This is a genomic window from Streptomyces sp. NPDC093221 (assembly GCF_044753885.1).
Lineage (GTDB): Bacteria > Actinomycetota > Actinomycetes > Streptomycetales > Streptomycetaceae > Actinacidiphila.
On the sequence record NZ_JBIVOA010000002.1, the window covers coordinates 946,335 to 966,200 of the forward strand.

At 71.5% G+C, this 19,866-nt stretch carries 19 protein-coding genes; 7 read left to right on the plus strand and 12 right to left on the minus strand.

Annotation, left to right across the window (positions count from 1 at the left end; translation table 11 throughout):
- The first annotated feature begins 257 nt into the window (after nt 1-257).
- The 4 genes from ACIQCJ_RS10125 (at nt 258) to ACIQCJ_RS10140 (ending at nt 3,909) form a co-directional block, all read left to right on the plus strand.
- Nucleotides 258-935, plus strand: a complete 678-nt coding sequence (locus ACIQCJ_RS10125; protein ID WP_188279231.1) for a response regulator — start codon at nt 258-260, stop codon at nt 933-935.
- Nucleotides 932-2,674, plus strand: coding sequence for an ATP-binding protein (locus ACIQCJ_RS10130; RefSeq protein WP_402711139.1), 1,743 nt, complete (start codon nt 932-934; stop codon nt 2,672-2,674). The genes ACIQCJ_RS10125 and ACIQCJ_RS10130 overlap by 4 nt, the downstream gene beginning before the upstream one ends.
- A gap of 101 nt (nt 2,675-2,775) precedes the next feature.
- Nucleotides 2,776-3,375, plus strand: coding sequence for a hypothetical protein (locus ACIQCJ_RS10135; protein WP_402711140.1), 600 nt, complete (start codon nt 2,776-2,778; stop codon nt 3,373-3,375).
- A gap of 45 nt (nt 3,376-3,420) precedes the next feature.
- The gene (locus tag ACIQCJ_RS10140) at nt 3,421-3,909 is read left to right on the plus strand and encodes a VanZ family protein (RefSeq protein ID WP_355336902.1); all 489 of its coding nucleotides are present in this window, start codon (nt 3,421-3,423) and stop codon (nt 3,907-3,909) included.
- Between the two features lie 124 nt (nt 3,910-4,033).
- On the opposite strand, the gene ACIQCJ_RS10145 is transcribed toward ACIQCJ_RS10140, so the two are convergent.
- The gene (locus ACIQCJ_RS10145) at nt 4,034-4,390 is read right to left on the minus strand and encodes an ATP-binding protein (RefSeq protein WP_355336901.1); all 357 of its coding nucleotides are present in this window, start codon (nt 4,388-4,390) and stop codon (nt 4,034-4,036) included.
- 92 nt (nt 4,391-4,482) lie between these two features.
- Nucleotides 4,483-5,652 carry an adenosine deaminase gene (locus ACIQCJ_RS10150; RefSeq protein ID WP_355336900.1) on the minus strand — a complete coding sequence of 390 codons (1,170 nt, stop codon included), beginning with the start codon at nt 5,650-5,652 and terminating at the stop codon, nt 4,483-4,485.
- Between the two features lie 100 nt (nt 5,653-5,752).
- Here ACIQCJ_RS10150 and ACIQCJ_RS10155 point away from each other — a divergent pair, with 100 nt between their 5' ends.
- The gene (locus ACIQCJ_RS10155) at nt 5,753-6,538 is read left to right on the plus strand and encodes an alpha/beta hydrolase (protein ID WP_391050530.1); all 786 of its coding nucleotides are present in this window, start codon (nt 5,753-5,755) and stop codon (nt 6,536-6,538) included.
- Nucleotides 6,539-6,825: 287 nt separating this feature from the next.
- Here the strand turns inward: ACIQCJ_RS10155 and ACIQCJ_RS10160 are convergent, their stop codons facing one another.
- Nucleotides 6,826-7,761, minus strand: a complete 936-nt coding sequence (locus tag ACIQCJ_RS10160; RefSeq protein ID WP_402711141.1) for a LysR family transcriptional regulator — start codon at nt 7,759-7,761, stop codon at nt 6,826-6,828.
- Nucleotides 7,762-7,859: 98 nt separating this feature from the next.
- On the opposite strand from ACIQCJ_RS10160, the gene ACIQCJ_RS10165 reads away from it, so the two are divergent.
- Nucleotides 7,860-9,131: an MFS transporter gene (locus ACIQCJ_RS10165; protein ID WP_402711142.1), complete on the plus strand. Its 1,272-nt coding sequence runs from the start codon at nt 7,860-7,862 to the stop codon at nt 9,129-9,131.
- Here ACIQCJ_RS10165 and ACIQCJ_RS10170 read toward each other — a convergent pair.
- The 8 genes from ACIQCJ_RS10170 to ACIQCJ_RS10205 all read right to left on the minus strand — a co-directional run bounded on the left by ACIQCJ_RS10170 (nt 9,103) and on the right by ACIQCJ_RS10205 (nt 18,649).
- Nucleotides 9,103-9,540 (minus strand): DUF4232 domain-containing protein, encoded by a 438-nt coding sequence (locus ACIQCJ_RS10170; RefSeq protein WP_355336896.1) that lies wholly within the window; start codon nt 9,538-9,540, stop codon nt 9,103-9,105. The genes ACIQCJ_RS10165 and ACIQCJ_RS10170 overlap by 29 nt on opposite strands.
- A 489-nt stretch (nt 9,541-10,029) precedes the next feature.
- Complete coding sequence (locus tag ACIQCJ_RS10175; RefSeq protein WP_402711143.1) at nt 10,030-11,307, minus strand: thymidine phosphorylase; 1,278 nt, start codon at nt 11,305-11,307, stop codon at nt 10,030-10,032.
- 33 nt (nt 11,308-11,340) lie between these two features.
- Complete coding sequence (locus tag ACIQCJ_RS10180) at nt 11,341-11,766, minus strand: cytidine deaminase (protein ID WP_355336894.1); 426 nt, start codon at nt 11,764-11,766, stop codon at nt 11,341-11,343.
- Complete coding sequence (locus ACIQCJ_RS10185) at nt 11,763-13,052, minus strand: ABC transporter permease (RefSeq protein WP_355336893.1); 1,290 nt, start codon at nt 13,050-13,052, stop codon at nt 11,763-11,765. The genes ACIQCJ_RS10180 and ACIQCJ_RS10185 overlap by 4 nt, the downstream gene beginning before the upstream one ends.
- A complete protein-coding gene (locus ACIQCJ_RS10190; protein ID WP_402711144.1) occupies nt 13,049-14,245 on the minus strand; it encodes an ABC transporter permease in 1,197 nt (398 codons plus the stop codon). The genes ACIQCJ_RS10185 and ACIQCJ_RS10190 overlap by 4 nt, the downstream gene beginning before the upstream one ends.
- Nucleotides 14,242-15,942: an ATP-binding cassette domain-containing protein gene (locus tag ACIQCJ_RS10195; protein WP_391050579.1), complete on the minus strand. Its 1,701-nt coding sequence runs from the start codon at nt 15,940-15,942 to the stop codon at nt 14,242-14,244. Before ACIQCJ_RS10195 ends, ACIQCJ_RS10190 begins: the two co-directional genes overlap by 4 nt.
- Before the next feature lie 235 nt (nt 15,943-16,177).
- A complete protein-coding gene (locus ACIQCJ_RS10200) occupies nt 16,178-17,206 on the minus strand; it encodes a BMP family ABC transporter substrate-binding protein (RefSeq protein ID WP_355336891.1) in 1,029 nt (342 codons plus the stop codon).
- A 153-nt stretch (nt 17,207-17,359) separates the two neighbouring features.
- Nucleotides 17,360-18,649, minus strand: a complete 1,290-nt coding sequence (locus ACIQCJ_RS10205; RefSeq protein ID WP_402711145.1) for an amidohydrolase — start codon at nt 18,647-18,649, stop codon at nt 17,360-17,362.
- 326 nt (nt 18,650-18,975) lie between these two features.
- On the opposite strand from ACIQCJ_RS10205, the gene cutA reads away from it, so the two are divergent.
- Nucleotides 18,976-19,308, plus strand: a complete 333-nt coding sequence (gene cutA / locus ACIQCJ_RS10210; protein ID WP_401855704.1) for a divalent-cation tolerance protein CutA — start codon at nt 18,976-18,978, stop codon at nt 19,306-19,308.
- A 3-nt stretch (nt 19,309-19,311) separates the two neighbouring features.
- Here the strand turns inward: cutA and ACIQCJ_RS10215 are convergent, their stop codons facing one another.
- Nucleotides 19,312-19,785 carry a hypothetical protein gene (locus tag ACIQCJ_RS10215; protein WP_402711147.1) on the minus strand — a complete coding sequence of 158 codons (474 nt, stop codon included), beginning with the start codon at nt 19,783-19,785 and terminating at the stop codon, nt 19,312-19,314.
- Between the last annotated feature and the right edge of the window lie 81 nt (nt 19,786-19,866).

Here is a 19,866-nt window from a genome sequence, read left to right on the forward strand (position 1 = left end):
GCGTGGTCTTCGGCGTCGCATCCGGTACGGCGTGCGCTCTTCCGATGTGACAACAGACTGCCGGGCCAGTTTCATGACGCTGTCCGCCGAGTGTCACAGGCCCGTCACAGAGGCCGCGCGCCGCGTGACCGGCCGGTCGGCCCGGGTGCGGCACCGCCGGTCAGCAGGTCACGAGCAGGTCACGCGGACAGGGTCATGTCAGGGCGGAAGGTCCCCGCACTTCATGCGGACGCCGTCGTTAGGCAACAATGACCGGCGTGCCTTTCCTGTTGCTTATCGAGGATGACGACGCCATCCGCACGGGCCTCGAACTCGGCCTGTCCCGTCAGGGTCACCGCGTGGTGGCCGCTGCGACGGGCGAGGACGGCCTGAAGCTGCTCAAGGAGCAGCGCCCCGACCTGATCGTGCTGGACGTGATGCTGCCGGGGATCGACGGGTTCGAGGTGTGCCGGCGCATCCGCCGTACCGACCAGCTCCCGATCATCCTTCTCACCGCGCGCAGCGACGACATCGACGTGGTGGTGGGGCTGGAGTCCGGGGCCGACGACTACGTGATCAAGCCGGTGCAGCCGCGGGTGCTCGACGCCCGCATCCGGGCGGTGCTGCGGCGCGGCGAGCGGGACAGCACCGACTCCGCGGCCTTCGGTGCGATCGTCATCGACCGCAGTGCCATGACGGTGACGAAGGACGGCGAGGACCTTCAGCTCACACCGACCGAGCTGCGCCTGCTGCTCGAACTGAGCCGCAGGCCGGGACAGGCGCTGTCCCGGCAGCAGTTGCTGCGTCTGGTGTGGGAGCACGACTACCTCGGTGACTCGCGTCTCGTCGACGCGTGTGTGCAGCGGCTGCGCGCCAAGATCGAGGACGTGCCGTCGTCACCGACCCTGATCCGTACGGTCAGAGGCGTGGGCTACCGCCTGGACACGCCCCAGTGACATCGCGGTTCGGCGACGGGCACGGCGGGCACGGCGGGCAGGATCGGCACGACCGGCAGGATCGGCACGACAACCCCTCCGAGAGCGGCCCGACCGACAACGGCCCTTCGGACGACGGCGGTTCCGACGGCACCGGCTCCGGCACCGGCACCGGCACCGGCTCCGCCACCGGCCAGGAACGCGACCGGGGCTGGAACTGGTCGCCCGGCATGGTGCGTTGGACGAGTCTGCGGCTGCGCCTGGTCGCGGTCTTCGCGGCCGTCGCGCTCACGGCCGCCGTCTCCGTCTCCGGCATCGCGTACTGGCTCAACCGCGACGCGGTGCTGACCCGCGCGCAGAACAGCGCGCTGAACGACTTCCGTGACTCCTTGCAGCGCAACGCGGCCTCGCTGCCGGTCTCGCCGACCTGCGAGTCGCTGAACACGGCGGCGGGCCGGATCGGCGGACCCGACACGTACCAGGTGGTGCTGATCGACACGACGCGGGACAACGCGCCGTGCGCCGCGCCCTCCAACCGGGACGTGTTCACGCTGGACGACGTGCCCGCGCAGTTGCAGCGGGCGGTCAACACCCCGGATGCCAAGGACCACAACCGCTACCACCTGCGGTGGATGCGGATCTCGTTGCAGGGCCGCCCGTATCTGGTGGCGGGCGCGCGGATCAACGACGACGGCGCGACCGGCTACATGCTCAAGTCGCTGGACGCGGAGCGCAAGGACCTCAACTCCCTCGCCTGGTCGCTGGGGATCGCGACCCTGCTCGCTCTGGTGGGCGCCGCGCTGCTCGCCCAGGCTGCGGGCTCGACCGTCCTGCGTCCGGTGCGGCGGCTCGGTGAGGCGGCGCAGCGGCTCGGCGAAGGCCACCTGGACACCCGGCTGAAGGTGTCGGGCACCGACGAACTCGCCGAGATGTCACGGACGTTCAACAGCGCGGCCGAGGCGCTGGAGAGCCGCGTCGAGGAGTTGAGCGCGCGGGAGGCGGCCAGCCGCCGCTTCGTGGCCGACATGTCGCACGAGTTGCGCACCCCGCTGACGGCCATCACGGCGGTCACCGATGTGCTGGAGGACGAGGCGGAGGCGCTGGACCCGATGATCGCCCCGGCGGTACGGCTGGTGGTCAGCGAGACGCGGCGGCTGAACGAGTTGGTGGAGACGTTGATGGAGGTCACCCGCTTCGACGCGGGCACCGCGAAGCTGCGGGTCGACGAGGTCGACGTCGCGGACATGGTGATGGCCTGCATGGACGCCAGGGCGTGGGTCGACTCGGTCGAACTGGACGCGCCGCGCGGCCTGCTGGCCACCCTGGACCCGCGACGGCTGGATGTGATCATGGCGAATCTGATCGGGAACGCGCTCAAGCACGGCGGTTCCCCGGTCCGGGTCAGCCTGCGCAGGGAGGGGGGCGCGGACGGCGACGTCGTCATCGCGGTCTCCGACCACGGCCCCGGCATCCCCGAGGACGTCCTCCCGCATGTCTTCGACCGCTTCTACAAGGCCGACGCCTCGCGCGCCCGCTCCGAGGGCAGCGGTCTCGGCCTGTCGATCGCGATGGAGAACGCGCACATCCACGGCGGCGACATCACGGCGGCCAACTCCCCCGACGGCGGCGCGGTCTTCACGCTGCGGCTGCCGGTCAGGCCGCGCACCGACGAGGACGAGGACGACGCGGACGGCGACGGGGGCGCGAACGGCTCGGGCGCCACGGGCACGTCGCAGGGGCCCGGCGGTGACGCGCGATGAGACACGGCCCGACGAGACACCGCCCGACGAGATACGGCCCGACGAGATACGGCCTGATGAACCACCGCTCGATGAGACGCCGCCCGATGAGCCTCGGCCGGATGAGACATGCGCCACGCAAGGTGCTGGCCGTCGTCCTGCTCGCCGCGCTGCCGCTGATCGGCGGCTGCGGCATCCGGTCGACCACGGTCCCGGTGGACGCGGGGCCCGCGCCGTCGCGGGTGTCGTGCGCGGTGCCGCGCGACGGCAAGGCGCCGGAGACGGACACCGTCGTACGCCAGGTGTATCTGGTGTGCAGCATGCAGACCACGCCGGTCAAGCGGAACGTGACGCTGCGGCCGGGCAGGATCGACCGGCTGACGCAGGTCAGGGAGCTGGTCGCGCAGTTGCAGCGCAGCCCGCTGTCGGCCGAGGCGCAGGCCGGTTTCTCCACCGAGGTGCCGGCCAGCCTGGAAATCCTGGGGCCGTTCAAGGGCGATCCCGAGAACGCGCTGCGGCTGAACCAGCCGGTGGACGAGCTGCCGTCGTTCGCGCTCGCGCAGATCGTCTGCACGCTCGTCGACGACCCGTCGGTCACCGGCGACGGCGGTGTGGTGCTCGGCGGCGACGACCCCGACAGCAAGCCGCGCCGCTACGCCTGCACGCCCGACCTGCGGACCCGCCCGGACGCCGCGGACAGCGCGGGAACCGCGGTGGGGTGAAGCCGCGTCTTGGAGGGCGTGCGGCACGAAGGCTCCAGTTTCAGGGTGCGCGCGGCCGGGCTGCTGCTCACCGCCGCGTACCTCGCTTTCGTCGCCTGGCTGCTGCTGCGTCCGCATTACGTGGCGTGGGTGCCCGCGCCGAATCTGCGGCCGTTCGGCACGATCCGCGCCGACCTGGCGATGAGCGCGGGCGAGGCGGCCCGGCGGATCGCCGAGGGCCTGGGTCTGCTCGCGCCGCTGGGCGTGCTGCTGCCGATGGCGGGCGGCCGGGTCCGCACCTCGGGCTTCGCGTCCTTCGCGCGGACGGTCTTCGCCTCGCTGATGGTGTCGCTGACCCTGGAATTCCTTCAGACGATGGTGCCGGGCCAGCTCTTCGACGTGGACGCGCTGCTGCTCAACACGGCGGGCGTGGCGCTGGCGCACCTCCTGGTGGTGCCGCCCGCGCGGCGCGCGCTGCGCAGGCGCGAGGCACGCAAGCGGGCCGCGCCCCCTGCCGAGGATCGCTCGGCGGGGGCGCGGCCCGTGGGGGTCTGACCGGTCGGCCGACGTACCGAGGCGGTACGCGCGGAGGCGGTACGCGCCGAGGCGGTACGTACTCCGGCCGGTGCCTGCCTGCTTGCTCCGTGCCGACGTGGAGACGTGCCTACGTGTCCGCGGCCTACTTGCCGGTGAGGCCGCCGACCGGGAGGCCGCCGAGGAGGCCGTTCGCCGGGCTGACCTGGTTGCCGGAGGGCAGCAGCTTGCCCGGGTTGCCGGGGAGCGCGGAGGTGCCGTTGGTCAGCGCCTGCTGCGCGCCGTTGGCGCTGTCGGCGGCGCCGGGCAGGAGCTTGGCGGCGGTGCCGACCGGAGTCCCGTCGAGCACGGTGGGCGAACCGGCGTGGCCGAGCAGCGAACCGGCCTGGTCGGTGATCGGCAGGGCCGGGAGGGAGGCAGCGGAGGCGGTGCCCGCCGCGGCGGCGGCGAAGGCGAGGCCGAGCACGGTGGTGGCGAGGGTCTTCTGGGTACGGGTCTGCATGACTTCGGAACGTAGTCAGATGTTGACCGGCCGTGCAAACGGCGTGGCGCGGCCGTCACCCCTCGGGCCGGCCGCGCCGTGAAGGTGTTCCGTCAGCCCTCGTCGGGCACGGAATCGCTGGCCAGGGTCGGTGCGGCGGCCGACTGCCGGAACAGCCACTCGGCCTTCAGCTCCGCGTACCCCGGCTTGATCACCTCATTGATCATGGCCAGACGTTCATCGAAAGGGATGAACGCTGATTTCATCGCATTGACGGTAAACCACTGCATGTCATCGAGGGTGTAGTCGAACGCCTCCACGAGGTGCTCGAACTCCTGACTCATGCTGGTGCCGGACATCAGCCGGTTGTCGGTGTTGACGGTGACCCGGAAGTGCAGCCGCCGCAGCAGACCGATCGGGTGCTCGGCGTACGAGCTGGCCGCGCCGGTCTGGAGGTTGGAGGTGGGGCACATCTCCAGCGGCACGCGCTTGTCGCGCACGTACGACGCCAGGCGGCCGAGCTTGACCTGGTCGCCGCGCCCGTCGGAGGAGATGTCGTCGATGATCCGCACGCCGTGCCCGAGCCGGTCGGCGCCGCACCACTGGAGCGCCTGCCAGATGGACGGCAGGCCGAACGCCTCGCCCGCGTGGATCGTGAAGTGGTTGTTCTCGCGCTTCAGGTACTCGAAGGCGTCCAGGTGCCGGGTGGGCGGGTAACCGGCCTCGGCGCCCGCGATGTCGAAGCCGACGACGCCCAGGTCCCGGTAGCGGTTGGCCAGTTCGGCGATCTCCTGGGAGCGGGCGGCGTGCCGCATCGCGGTCAGCAGCGCGCCGACGCGAATGCGGTGGCCGTCCTCGCGCGCCCGGCGCTCGCCTTCCCTGAAGCCCTCGTTGACCGCCTCGACGACCTCTTCGAGGGTCAGGCCGCGCTCCAGGTGCTGCTCGGGCGCGTACCGGATCTCGGCGTAGACCACGCCGTCGGCCGCCAGGTCCTGCGCGCACTCGGCGGCGACCCGCACCAGCGCGTCCCGCGTCTGCATCACGGCGCAGGTGTGCGCGAACGTCTCCAGATACCGCTCCAGCGAACCGGAGTCGGCGGCCTCGCGGAACCACGCGCCGAGCTTGTCCGGATCGGTCTCGGGCAGCGCGTCGTAACCGGTCGCGCGCGCGATGTCCACGATCGTGCCGGGGCGCAGGCCGCCGTCGAGGTGGTCGTGGAGCAGCGCCTTGGGGGCGCGGCGGATCTGTTCCGGGGTGGGAGTGCTCGGTTTGGGGTTCTGCATGCTCAAACGATAGCCCCTACGCGCGTAGATATCGCGCTGCGCCCAACAATTTTCCGCCCGGCCATACAGTGCACACCCCTGCGTCTGCCATCGTTGCGCCATGGCTTCCCAAGCATTACCGGCGCGTGGCGCACGACTGGGCCGCCCGGTGCCGTCCGGGCTGGTGCCCGCGCCGAGGCAGCGCGAACACGATACCGGCGCCACGGTGCGCGCCGTCGTGCTCGCCCTGCCCGGCGGTGACGCGCTGAGCACCCGGCGCCGCTCCCCGGTGGCGGCGGCCGTCATGTGGCCGCTGGCCCGCCATCTCGTCCGCGAGGGGGCCGCCGACGGGGTGGCCGCGCACGTCGTGCACTACCGCTTCCGCGGCTGGAACGGCGGGCACGCGCATCCGGCGGAGGACGCCGAGTGGGCGGTCGGCGAGGCCGTACGGCGCTACGGTGACGTGCCCGTCTGCCTCGTCGGCATGGACATGGGCGCGCGGGCCGCCCTCCACGCCGCCGGTCACCCCGCCGTGACCTCCGTCGTCGCGCTCTCTCCGTGGCTGCCGCGCGGTGCCGAGCCCGAGCCGGTCAAGCAGCTCATCGGGCGGCGCGTGCTGCTCGTCCACGGCACCGAGGACGAGTCCACCGCGCCCGACATCTCCTACGGCTTCGCCGAACGCCTCAAGAAGGTCAACCGCGACACCTGCCGCTTCGAGGTGCACTCCGACGGCCACGGCCTCCACCAGCACCGCAGCGAGGTCTTCGCCCTCACCTCCGATTTCGTCCTCGGCTCGCTTCTCGACCGGCCCCACGCCCGGCCCATCGCCGACGCCCTCGCGGCTCCGCCGCCCCTCGGCCTCCGCATGCCCCTGGCCTCCGGCTTCGGCAAGTCCCTCCGCGTCTGACCCGACCCCTTACGGCCCCGTCAGGGGCGAGGCCCCTGTTCCCGCGCCTGGCGGAGGTACGTGCCCCGCAGGGGCGCGGGGAACTGCGCGGCCAGCCCACCACCGGCCGGTGGTCGCGAAACACACAGCGTCTGCCCCACTGGGGCGGTTTTTTACCCGCGCCGCCGTCGTGGCTGAGCGCGCAGTTCCCCGCGCCCCTAAAAACATGGGCTGGCGTCCCACGCCAAGGAACCGTACAGGGGCCGCGCCCCAAAGACGACGGGCTTCGCCCTCCGCAGGAGACCGGCTCAGGCCGGCAGAAGGGTGCCCGTCTGGGCGAGCAGGAAAGCACGGAAAGCGGCGACCGGGGGCGGGGCCGGGGCGCCGTCGAGCCAGGCGAGACCGATCTCGCGGACGGCACGTCGCCCGGTGAGGTCGAGTTCGACGACGCCGGGCCGGGGCACGGCCGGCGGGGGAAGGACGGCGACGCCGAGCCCGGCGGCGACCAGCCCCCGAAGCGTCTCGGCCTCCTCGCCCTCGAAGGCGACCCTCGGCGTGAACCCGGCCTCGGCGCACAAGGCGTCGGTGATGCGCCGCAGCCCGTAGCCCGGTTCGAGCGTGACGAACGCCTCGGCGGCGGCCTCGGCGAGCCGCACGCGCTTACGGCCGGCGAGCCGGTGCCCGGCGGGGACGACGAGCCGCAGCCGCTGCTCGTCGAGTTTGCGGACGACGAGACCCGCCTCGTCCGGCGGCGGGGACGTCAGGCAGAGGTCGAGTTCGCCCAGCCGCAGGCGTTCCAGCATGGCCTCGCCGTACGTCTGCACGAGCTGGAAGCGGACGCGCGGATACTCGGCGCGGAAGGCGCGCAGGAGGGAGGGGACGGTCTCGGGCCCGAGCGTGTGGAGGAACCCGAAGGCGACCCGCCCGCTGTCGGGATCGGCGTCGAGGCGTACGGACTCGGCGGACCGTTCCACCTCGGCGAGCGCCCGCTCGGCGGCGGCGCGGAAGGTGACCCCGGCGCGGGTGAGGCGGACGGCGCGGCCGTGGCGGGCGAAGAGGGCGACACCGAGATCGGCTTCGAGACGGGCCAGCGCGCGGCTGAGCGTCGACTGCGGCATGCCCAACTCCTGGGCGGCGCGCGTCACATGCTCGTGCCGCGCCACGGCCGCGAACTGCGCGAGGCGCGGTGCCAGCAGCGCGCCCCAGGACTCCGGGCCCGGCCCCGAACCGGCTGTGTCGGCCACCGTATATGCCCCCTCCACCTGCGCTCATGCACCAGTGCATCAATCATGCACGATCTGTGCATTGGACGCATAAATGTGGACGCCCCTACGGTCGTGACATGTCACCCGCCGACACCGGGGCGGTCGCCGCGACCCGCGCGAACGCCCGAGCCCGAACGCAGGCCGCCACCACGGCCGATGACCGGCTCCGCCCCGGCTCCCCCGGCTACCGCCGCGCCAACCTCGCGCTGTTCGCCGCGGGACTGGCCACCTTCGCCCTGCTCTACTCCACGCAGGCGCTGCTGCCCGCCCTGTCCTCCGGCCTGTCGCTGAGCCCCGCGCGGGCCAGCCTCACCGTCTCGGCGACGACGGCCGCGCTGGCCGTCGCGCTCCTGCCGGTCAGCGCCTTCAGCGAGAAGTACGGCCGTACGCCGGTGATGACGGCCTCCGTCTTCGCCGCCTCGCTGCTCGCCCTCGCCGTGCCCTTCGCGCCCAACCCGGCCGTCCTCGTCGCGCTGCGCGCCGTGCAGGGCGTGGCGCTCGCCGGGCTGCCCGCGACCGCGATGGCGTATCTCGCCGAGGAAGTCCACCCGGCCGCCGTCCCCTCCGCGATCGGCCTGTACGTGGCGGGCAACTCCATCGGCGGCATGAGCTCGCGCGTCGTCGGCGGGGTCCTCTCCGAGGCGTTCGGCTGGCGCGCCGCGCTCTTCGCCGTCGGCCTGTCGGCGCTGGCCTGCGCGGTCGCCTTCCGGCTGCTCGTGCCGCCCGCCCGGCACTTCACGCCGGGACCCGTGCGTCCGGCCGCGCTGTGGCGCACGGTCACCGGGCACCTCGGCGACCCGCTGCTGCGCGGCCTCTACGCGATCGGCCTGCTCTTCATGGCGGTCTTCGGCGCCGTCTACACCGTCCTCGGCTACCGGCTGACCGCCGCGCCCTTCGGCCTCTCCCAGACCGCCGTCGGCGCGATCTTCCTCGTCTACCTCGTCGGTACGGCCGCCTCCGCCGCGTCCGGCGCGCTCCTCGCCCGTACGGGCCTGCGCGGCGCCTTCACCGTCGCCGCCGTACTGTGCGCCGCCGGGCTGCTGCTCACCCTGTCCGGGTCCCTGGCCCTGATCCTGCTCGGGCTCGTCCTGGTCACGGCCGGTTTCTTCACCGGCCACTCGGCCGCCTCCGGCGCGGTCAGCCGGACGGCCCTCACGGGCCGCGCGCAGGCGTCCGCGCTCTACCTGACCGCGTACTACATCGGCAACAGCCTCGGCGGCACGCTCGGCGCCGGCGCGTTCCACGCCGGGGGGTGGGGCGCGACGGTGTCGCTCGCGCTGGCGACCGTCGGCGCCGTCGGGCTCGTCGCGGGCCTCGCGCTCAGGCGGCCGGGCGCCGCCACGCCGTGACGTCCAGCTTTCCGGTGGTGCCCAAGTCGACCATCATCGTCACGCGTTGGGGCGGGGCGTCCTTGACCGGCGTGATCTCCAGGTATTCGCCCGTGCTCGCCGCCACCGTGCTGTCCGTCACCGTGTTGCGCCACACCAGCACTGTCAACGCCCGCTGTCCCGGCCGCAGTTCGATACGTGTCGGGGCCGGGTCGTCGATGCCGGTCGTGATCGACAAGCCCTGATGGACCGTCACCTTCAGGCGCTCGCGCGCCTTGTCCAGAACATACGTCCGCGGGTAACCCTCCACGGTGCGCGGCGACTTCCCGCAGTTCGTCACGTAGACGGCCATCGCCCGCAGGCCCATCGCGGCGTCCGGTTCCTCACCGGTGACGGCCAGGCCGCCCTCCGGACACGGCGGTTCCGTCACCACCGGCGCCGGCGCGGGGGGTGCCGCGTCCGTCGGCAGCCCCACGGCCGCCTCGGACCCCGCGTCCGTCCCGCACCCGCCCACCGCCAACACCGTTGCGGCCGCCGCCGCCACCGCCCACGTCCTCATCCCCACCATCCGCCGATCCTGACACATCCCCGGGGAGCCCCTCCGGGGCGGTGAGCCGATCTTCTACGGGGCGCGGCCCCGACGCCCCTTCCACCCAGGGCGGTGGGCCGATCCTGTAATGCGCTGGGGGCACCTCCCAGCGGTAGCTGGGGGAGGAACTGCGCGGCCCGCCCCCACCGGCCGGTGGTCCGGAGACAACCGAACTGCCCCGCCGGGGCGGGTGGTGACCTGCGGGAGCATCGTGGCTGAGCGCGCAGTTCCCCGCGCCCCTAAAAACCAGGCCCTGCGCACGGGCACCGTGCCTCCCCGCGCCCCTAAAGGCCAGGCCCTGCGCAAAGGCAGCGGGCCCGGCGCGGGGGCCTAGACGATGCGGTCGAGGATGATCGGGCGGGGGGAGAAGGCGGCACCCTCCGGGGCAACGGAGAAGGAGCCGTCGAGGGCTTCCTCCGCGTACGGAAACTTTTCCGGCGTGTCGGTGTGGAGGGTCAGGAGGGGCTGGCCCGCTACGACGGAGTCGCCCGGTTTGGCGTGCAGCTCGACCCCGGCCCCCGCCTGGACGGAGTCCTCCTTGCGGGCGCGGCCGGCGCCGAGCCGCCAGGCGGCGACACCGACGGCGTAGGCGTCGAGGGAGGTGAGGACGCCGGAGGCGGGCGCGGGGACGACGAGGGTTTCGCGGGCCACCGGGAGCGGAGCGGAAGGGTCACCGCCCTGGGCGCGGATCATGCGGCGCCAGACGTCCATGGCGGAGCCGTCGGCGAGCGCCTTGGCGGGGTCGGCGTCGGGAAGCCCGGCGGCGGCCAGCATCTCGCGGGCGAGCGCCAGGGTCAGCTCGACGACATCGGCGGGGCCGCCACCGGCCAGCACCTCGACGGATTCGCGGACTTCGAGCGCGTTACCCGCGGTGAGCCCGAGGGGTACGGACATGTCGGTGAGCAGGGCGACCGTGCGGACGCCGTGGTCGGTGCCGAGCCCGACCATGGTGGACGCCAACTCCCGTGCGTCCTCAAGGGACTTCATGAAGGCGCCGGAGCCGACCTTGACGTCGAGCACGAGCGACCCGGTGCCCTCGGCGATCTTCTTGGACATGATCGAGGAGGCGATCAGCGGGATGGCCTCGACCGTCCCGGTCACGTCGCGCAGCGCGTACAGCTTCTTGTCGGCGGGCGCGAGCCCGTCCCCGGCGGCGCAGATGACGGCGCCGACGTCGTCCAGGACGGCCAGCATCTCCTCGTTGGAGATCGAGGCGCGCCAGCCGGGGATGGATTCGAGCTTGTCGAGGGTGCCCCCGGTGTGGCCGAGGCCGCGCCCGGAGAGCTGCGGGACAGCGGCGCCGCACGCGGCGACCAGCGGGGCCAGCGGCAGCGTGATCTTGTCGCCGACGCCGCCGGTGGAGTGCTTGTCCGCGGTGGGGCGGGTGAGCGCCGAGAAGTCCATCCGCTCACCGGAGTCGATCATCGCGGCGGTCCAGCGGGCGATCTCGGCGCGGTCCATGCCGTTGAGCAGGATGGCCATGGCGAGCGCCGACATCTGCTCGTCGGCGACGGCACCGCGCGTGTAGGCGTCGATGACCCAGTCGATCTGGTCGTCGCTCAGCCTCTGGCGGTCCCGCTTGGTACGGATGACGGAAATGACGTCCACGAATAGTCCTAGCGGTGTAGCGGTTCAACCGCGTCAGCGGTTCAGGTCTTCCGGGCCGAACGCGTCCGGCAGGATCTCACTCATCGGCCGGATGCCGCCCGCGGTGTCGACCAGCAGGCCGGGCCCGCCGTTCTCCCACAGCAGTTGGCGGCACCGCCCGCACGGCATCAACAGGTTGCCGCGCAGGTCGGAGCAGGTGAAGGCGGTCAGTCTGCCGCCGCCCGAGGCGTGCAGCGCCGAGACCAGCCCGCACTCGGCGCACAGCGCGACCCCGTACGCGGCGTTCTCGACGTTGCAGCCGACGACCGTACGGACCGTGCCGTCGTCGGCGACGGCCAGCGCCGCGGCGCCGACCGGGAAACCGGAGTAGGGCGCGTACGCCTTCTCCATGATCTCCCGGGCGGCGGACCGCAGGCGGTCCCAGTCGACGGCGGCCGGGTCGGTGACGGGAGGCGTCATCCGCCCTCCCCCTTCCGGTACGGGACCCCGTCCGCCTTCGGCATGCGCAGCCGCTGTGCGGACAGGCCCATGACGAGCAGCGTGGCGACGTACGGCGTGGCCTGGACGACCTCGTCGGGGACGGAGTCGGTCAGCGCGTACCAGACGGCGAGCAGGACGGCGAAGCCCAAGGCGACGGCGGCGGGCACGTAGGACTTGCGGAAGAACTTCCAGGCGGCCATGGCCAGCAGCAGCAGCGCGAGCAGGAGCAGCAGGGCGTGCACGGAGGAGCTGCCGTTGCGGAGCTGGAGGCTGTCGGCGTACCCGAACAGGCCCGCGCCCATGGCGAGTCCGCCGGGGCGCCAGTTGCCGAAGATCATGGCGGCGAGACCGATGTAGCCGCGTCCGCCGGTCTGGCCCGCGAGGTAGAAGTGCGTGCCGATGGCGAGGAAGACGCCGCCGAGTCCGGCGAGGCCGCCGGAGACGATGACGGCCATGTACTTGTAGAAGTACACGTTGACGCCGAGGGATTCGGCGGCGACCGGGTTCTCGCCGCAGGACCGCAGCCGCAGGCCGAAGGCGGTGCGCCACAGCACGAAGAAGGTGGCGACGAAGAGCACCAGCGTGAGGATGGTCAGCGACGAGATGTGCGTGACCAGGCCGCCGAGGATGCCCGCCACGTCGGAGATCAGGAACCAGTGGTGGTTCTCGACGGTGGCCAGCCAGTGCGAGAGTCCGGGCACGGTGAAGGACTTGATGGAGTCCATCGGCGGGGACTGCTTGGGGCTGCCGCCCTTGGAGGCCGCCTCGCCGACGGTGAACCAGCGCTTGGCGAGGTACGCGGTGACGCCGGTGGCGAGGATGTTCATGGCGACACCGGCGATGATGTGGTCGACGCCGAAGGTGACGGTGACGATCGCGTGCACGAGGCCGCCCGCCGCGCCGCCGAGCACACCGGCCAGGACGGCGAGCCACGGGTCGGTCTGCCAGCCCACCGCCGCGCCGAAGAAGGCGCCGAGGATCATCATGCCCTCGAGGCCGATGTTGACCACACCGGCCCGCTCGGACCACAGGCCGGCGAGTCCTGCCAGGCCGATCGGTACGGCGCCGGCGAGCGCTCCGGCGATCTGGCCGTCGGAGGTGATGTCGTTGGCGCCGGTGATGATCCGGACCAGGGAGACGACGATCAGCGCGGCGGCGATCATCAGCAGGATCACCGGGAAGGTGAGCTTGAGCCGGGGCGCCTTGCCGCCGTTGGTCACGCGCGGCGCGGCCGGCGGCGGGGTCTGGGTAGCGGTGGCAGTCACGCCGTCACCTCCTGCTTGTCGTCGGGGCCGGAGTCGGGGCCATTGCCGTTGCCGGTGCCGTTGCCGGTGCCTGAACCGTTGCCGGCGCCGGGGCCTGTTCCGTTGCCCGGACCGGACGCCGCGGCGAGTTCCGCGCCCACCTGGCGCTGCTGGCGGGTGATGCCGTAGCGGCGGACCAGTTCGTAGGCGATGACGACGGCCAGGACGATGACGCCCTGGATGACGCCGACGATCTCCTTGTCGTACCCCTCGAACTCCAGGCCGTTGGAGGCCCGCTCCAGGAAGGCCCAGAGCAGGGCGCCGATGCCGATGCCGATCGGGTTGTTGCGGCCGAGCAGGGCGACCGCGATACCGGTGAAGCCGATACCGGTCGGGAAGTCCGTGCCGTACTCGTACGACTGGTTGAGCAGGGTCGGCATGCCGACGAGTCCGGCCATCGCGCCGGAGATCAGCATGCTGGTGACGACCATCTTCTTGACGCTGACGCCGCTGGCCTCGGCGGCGGACTCCGAGCGGCCGACCGCGCGCAGGTCGAAGCCGAAGCGGGTGCGCGAGAGCACGAACCAGTAGATGACACCGGCCAGCACCGCGAAGACGATGAAGCCGAAGACCGGGTCGGTGGAGGTGGTGAAGTTGAACAGGTGGCTGGAGGACGGCAGCGGCTTGGTGGAGATCATGTTCGCCGCTTTGTCGGTGACGCCGAGCCGTCCGTCGCGCAGGAAGTAGCCGATCACGATGCCCGCGAGGGAGTTCAGCATGATCGTGGAGATGACCTCGCTGACCCCCCGGGTCACCTTGAGGACACCCGCGATGGCCGCCCACAGCGCGCCGACGACCATGGCGGTGAGGATGATGACCGGGATCTGGATGATGCCGGGGATCGACATCGCGCCGCCCGCGGCGGCGGCGAAGAAGGCCGCGAGCCGGTACTGGCCGTCCACACCGATGTTGAACAGGTTCATCCGGAAGCCGACCGCCACCGCGAGACCCGCGAGGTAGTACGTGGTCGCCTTGTTGAGGATGTAGACCTGGCTGTCGGTCTTGCTGCCGTAGTTCACCATCACGTCGAACGCGTGGAACGGCTCCTTGCCGGTGGCCAGCAGCACCAGGGCGGTGACCACCAGCGCGCCGACGACGGCGAGCACGGGGGCGGCGACGCCCAGGGCCAGCCGGTCCTTGTCGAACTTCTTCATCGGTCCTCTCCCCCGAGCTTCTTGGGCCGGTCCTCTGAGACGGCCGAGGTGTCGGTCCCGGCCCCGTGTTCGAGATGGCCGCTGGCGGCACCGGTCATCGCGGATCCCAGCTCTTCCGGGGTGATGGTGGCGGGGTCGGCGTCGGCGACGAGCCGTCCCCGGTACATGACGCGCAGAGTGTCGGACAGGCCGATCAGCTCGTCGAGGTCGGCGGAGATCAGCAGCACCGCCAGACCCTCGCGGCGGGCCTCACGGATCTGGTCCCAGATCTGCGCCTGCGCGCCGACGTCCACGCCCCGGGTGGGGTGCGCGGCGATCAGCAGCTTGGGCAGGTGGCTCATCTCGCGGCCGACGATCAGCTTCTGCTGGTTGCCGCCGGACAGCGAGGCCGCGGTGACCTCGATGCCGGGGGTACGGACGTCGTACTCCTTGACGATCCGCTCGGTGTCGCGGCGGGCGGCGCCGGAGTCGATCAGGAAGCCGCGGCTGTTGGGGCGCTCGGTGACATGGCCGAGGATGCGGTTCTCCCACAGCGGCGCTTCCAGCAGCAGGCCGTGCCGGTGCCGGTCCTCGGGGATGTAGCCGATGCCGTCCTCGCGCCGCTTGCGGGTCGGCACGTGGGCGATGTCGCTGCCGTCGAGCACGAGGCCGCCGGAGTCCAGCTCCCGCATGCCCATGATGGCCTCGACCAGTTCGGCCTGGCCGTTGCCCTCGACGCCCGCGATACCGAGGATCTCGCCCTTGTGGATGGTGAAGGAGATGTCGTCGAGCACCTTGCGCTCGATGCCGTCGAGGTCGACGGTGCCCAGCCGCAGCCCGTCCACGGTGAGCATCGGCTCGGTGGTGACGGTCGACTCGCGGGTCTCGGGCGAGGGCAGTTCGCTGCCGACCATCAGCTCGGCGAGCTGCTTGGCCGTGGTGGTCCCCGGGTCCGCCTCGCCGACGGTGGTGCCGCGCCGGATGACGGTGATGACGTCGGCGACCGACAGCACCTCGCCGAGCTTGTGCGAGATGAAGATGACGGTCAGGCCCTCGGCCTTCAGTCCGCGCAGGTTCTCGAAGAGCGCGTCGACCTCCTGCGGCACCAGGACTGCGGTCGGCTCGTCCAGGATCAGCGTGCGGGCGCCGCGGTAGAGGACCTTGAGGATCTCCACCCGCTGCCGGTCGGCGACGCCCAGGTCCTCGACCAGGACGTCGGGGCGTACGCCGAGGCCGTAGGCGTCGGACAGCTCCTTGATCCGGGCGCGGGCCTTGCCGCCGATGCCGTGCAGGCCCTCGCTGCCGAGGACGGTGTTCTCCAGCACGGTGAGGTTGTCGGCGAGCATGAAGTGCTGGTGCACCATGCCGATCCCGCGGGCGATGGCGTCGCCGGGGTCGCCGAGCGTCACCACCTCGCCGTCGATGGCGATGGTGCCCTCGTCGGGCTTCTGCATGCCGTAGAGGATCTTCATCAGGGTGGACTTGCCGGCGCCGTTCTCGCCCACGAGGGCGTGCACGGTGCCGCTGCGCACAGTGATGTCGATGTCGTGGTTGGCGACGACGCCGGGGAACCGCTTGGTGATGCCGCGCAGTTCGACGGCGGGCGGCGCGGCGGACCGGCCGGGGGCCGGGGCGGCGGGTGGACTCGTGGACGCGTTGATGACGCACTCTCCTGGGGGGAAAGGCTCGGAGCGGCAGGGCGGGTGGGGTGAAGGTATCGCGTGAACGTATCGCGGAAATGGCACTCTACGCGCGTAGTTGTGTTCATTCCACAGGCTGGGGACCACGGGATTCCGACAGGACGGTTCCTGGGATTTCCGGGTGTTCCCACATGGTTCCGCACAGTGATCGAGGCTCGGCGGGGGGCGCCGCAGCATCCCCCCGCCGAGCCTCGCGAACCGGTTGTCGTACCGCCGGTCCAGCGGGGACCCGTGGCCGGGTCCCCGGCTTACGTCACGGCTTCGAGCTCACCTTGATCGCGCCCGAGACGATCTTCTGCTTGGCCGTGTCGAGCTGCGACTGGATGTCGGCGATGAAACCGCCGGACGTCGCCAGCGACACACCGTCGTTGGCCAGGTCGTACGTGTTGGTGCCGGTCTTGGCCTTGCCCTCGTGCACCGACTTGATCAGGTCGTACGTGGCCACGTCGACGTTCTTGACCGCCGAGGTCAGGATGTGGTCCTTGTACTTGGCCAGGGCCGGGTCCTCGTACTGGTCGGAGTCCACGCCGATCGCCCAGGCGCCGGCCTTGCCCGCCACCGCCTGGATCGCGCCGTCACCGGACAGACCGGCGGCGGTGTAGATCACGTCCACGCCGCTGTCGAGCATGCCCTGCGCCTTGCCCTGCGCCGACGTCGGGTCGTTGAAGCCCTTGGTGTCGGTCTCGTACAGGTACTGGCGGGTGAGCTGGACCGACGGCTTGGTGTCCTTGACGCCCTGGGCGAAGCCCGCGTCGAAGGTGCCGATCAGGGTGTTGTGCACACCGCCGATGAAGCCGACCTTGTTGGTCTTGGTCTTCAGGGCCGCGGCCACACCGGCGAGGTACGAGCTCTGCTCGGTGGCGAAGACCATGGAGTCGACGTTGGGCAGGTCCACGACCGAGTCGACGATGCCGAAGGTCACCTTGGGGTACTTCTTGGCGATCTTCGTGACCGAGTCGCCGTAGGTGAAGCCGACCGCCACGACGGGGTTGTAGCCGCCGCCCGCGAGGAGGTCGAGGCGCTGCTCGCGGTCGGACTCCGTCTCGCCGTTGCTGGCGGTCTGGTCCTTCGACCCGATCTTGAACTCCTTGACGGCCTTGTCCATGCCGCGGGCCGCGGAGTCGTTGAAGGAGTGGTCGCCACGGCCGCCGACGTCGAAGGCGAGACCGACGCCCTTGTCCTTGCCGCTGTCCGAGGAGCTGCTGCTGCCGCACGCGGTGGCAGTGAGCCCCAGAGTCGCGGACACCATACCCGCGACGATGATCTTGGATACCCGGCGCAAGAGGGTCCCCTTCAGTCTGAAGCGCCCCGTCCGGCGCTGGCTAAGCGGGAGCTTAACGCGCGTAGATGTCAGGTAAAGACCGAATGACGGCCCGTTATCGGATCGACGCATTTCAGCCAGGTGACGGACCGGTAGCGGGGGGTTCACCCGGTGTCAGGACAGCAGGACAGCCGCCGTGAAAAGCTCCACGCCGACCGCGATCGCCCCCTCGTCCACGTCGAAATCGCCCTGGTGCAGATCGCGCTTGGCGGTGTCGCCGACCGGCCGCACGCCGAGCCGGGCCAGCGCGCCCGGCACCCGCTCCAGATACCAGGAGAAGTCCTCGCCGCCCAGGCTCTGCTCGGTGTCCTCGACCGCGTGCAGGCCGTAGCGCGCGGTCATCGCGTCCCGCAGCAGCTCCACCGAGACCGCTTCGTTGACCACCGGCGGCACACCGCGCTGGTAGGTGATCTCGCACTTCGCCCGGTACATCGCCGTGATCTGGTCGATCACCTCGTGCACCAGGTCGGGTGCGTCGTGCCAGGCCGTCAGGTCCAGGCAGCGGACGGTGCCCTCCAGCTCCGCGTACTGCGGGATGACGTTGGCCGCGTGCCCGGCCTGGATGCGGCCCCACACGATGCTCAGCCCGGACCTGGGGTCCACGCGCCTGGCCAGTACGGCGGGCAGTTCGGCGGCGAGCTTCGCGGTGGCCATCACCAGGTCGGTGGTCAGATGCGGGCGGGCGCTGTGTCCGCCGGGGCCCTCCAGCGTCAGGGTCAGCCGGTCGGCGGCCGAGGTGATCGGCCCCTGGCGCAGCCCGATCCTGCCGACCTCCACCTTGGGGTCGCAGTGCACCGCGAGGATACGGTCGACGCCGTCGAGCACGTTCGCCTTGATCGCGTCCAGCGCGCCGCCGGGCATGATCTCCTCGGCCGCCTGGAACACCAGCCGCACCGGGCGCGGGAGCGCGCCCCGCTTGTCCAGCTCCGCGAGGACCAGGCCGGCGCCGAGCACGATCGTGGTGTGCACGTCGTGGCCGCACGCGTGCGCCCGGCCCTCGACCGTCGATCGGTACTCCACGGTCTTGGTGTCGGGCACCGGCAGCGCGTCCAGGTCGGCGCGCAGGGCGAGGCGGGGGCGCTGGGGGCGTGCCGCGCCGGTGTCTTCGCCGCTGCCGCTGCCGCTGTCGTCCGTGTCGCCGATGTCGCACACCAGTCCGGTCCCGCCGGGCAGCACCCGCGGGCTCAGCCCCGCGCGCTCCAGCCGGGCCCTGATCTGCTCGGTCGTCCGGAACTCCTGCCGCCCCAGTTCGGGGTTCCTGTGCAGGTCACGGCGGAAGGCGATCAGCTCGGCGCGCAGTGCGTCGTCCACGACGGTCTCGGCGAGACCGGACAGCACAGCCGCGGTCAGCCCGTCGGACGGCGGTGTAGGTGAATCGTTCACCTCAGTCAGCGTAGGGCCCATCACCGGCTCCTCTTACGTGATCGGGAAAGTTTTTGTCCTGCGGGAGGAGAAGAAGTCGCCCGATCGGCGCATACCCAGTCACCCTCGGGGGTAAGAAAACTTTTTAGGTCTCTTACACCCATACTGGCTCAACGAGCCGTCCCACGCGAGGCAACGCGACCGTCTCCGACGACCCCCGCCTCACGGGTGAGACCCCTTACCTTACGACCCTCGTGTTACGGCAACGTGTGCCGCCCGAGTGTTCCGCGCCCCACGCCCCCGTGCCCCGCACCTCCGCCGCCCACCGCGCCCGGCTGCGCGCCCAACGCGGCGGATACTCTCGCGACATGGGCGACTTCCTTCAGGTGAGCACTGCTACGGAAACTCGTGACCAGGCGGTGGAGTTGGCCGCGTCCGCGGTGCGTGAGCGGCTGGCCGCGGGGGCGCAGGTCGTCGGGCCGGTGACATCGGTGTTCTGGCACCTGGGGAAGTTCGGTACCGGGGAGGAGTGGCGGTTGCTGCTGACCACCCGGGCGGAGCGGTACCAGGCCCTCGAAGATCATCTGTTGCGGCACCATCCGTGGGACAACCCCGAGGTGTCGGCGGTGCCGGTCGTCGCCGGTTCGGAGGCGTCCTTCCGGTGGATCGAGACGAACACCACGCCCGAAGCGGCTTCGTAACCCTCAGACCGCTGCCTTCTCCAGCACGTCCGCCACCGCGGCGACATCACGGTGCCGCGCGAGCCGCTCCACAAACGGTGCGAGGCGCTGCTTCGGACGGACGGATGCGACCCCGTTGGCGAGGTCGAGCGCCCGGCCGGTGACCTTGGCGGCCTGTTCGATCTCTCCGGCGGTCAGGTAGGAGGCGGCCAGCCACGACAGGTAGAGCGCTTTGTCGCGGGCGTGGCTGTCGTCGTACCCGGCCAGTGCTGCCTCCAGCACGGGCACGGCGCGCAGCGGACGGCGCAGTTCGCTCCAGCAGCGGCCGGACATGATCTGGAGTTCGTTGCTGTCGACCCATGCCACCCAGTCGGGTTGGGGCGCGGCGCCGACGTCGGCCAGTGCTTCCTCGGCGTGGCTGAGCGCCTTCTCCGCTTCCGTGGCGAGTCCCGCGACGGCGCAGGCCCACGCCAACCGCTCGTGGAGCAGGGCTCGCACCCCGGCCGGGGCGTCGGGTGTGAGGGTTCGGCAGGAACGCGGCGATCTCCACTCCGGCTTTCCGGTCGCCAGCCACGGTCT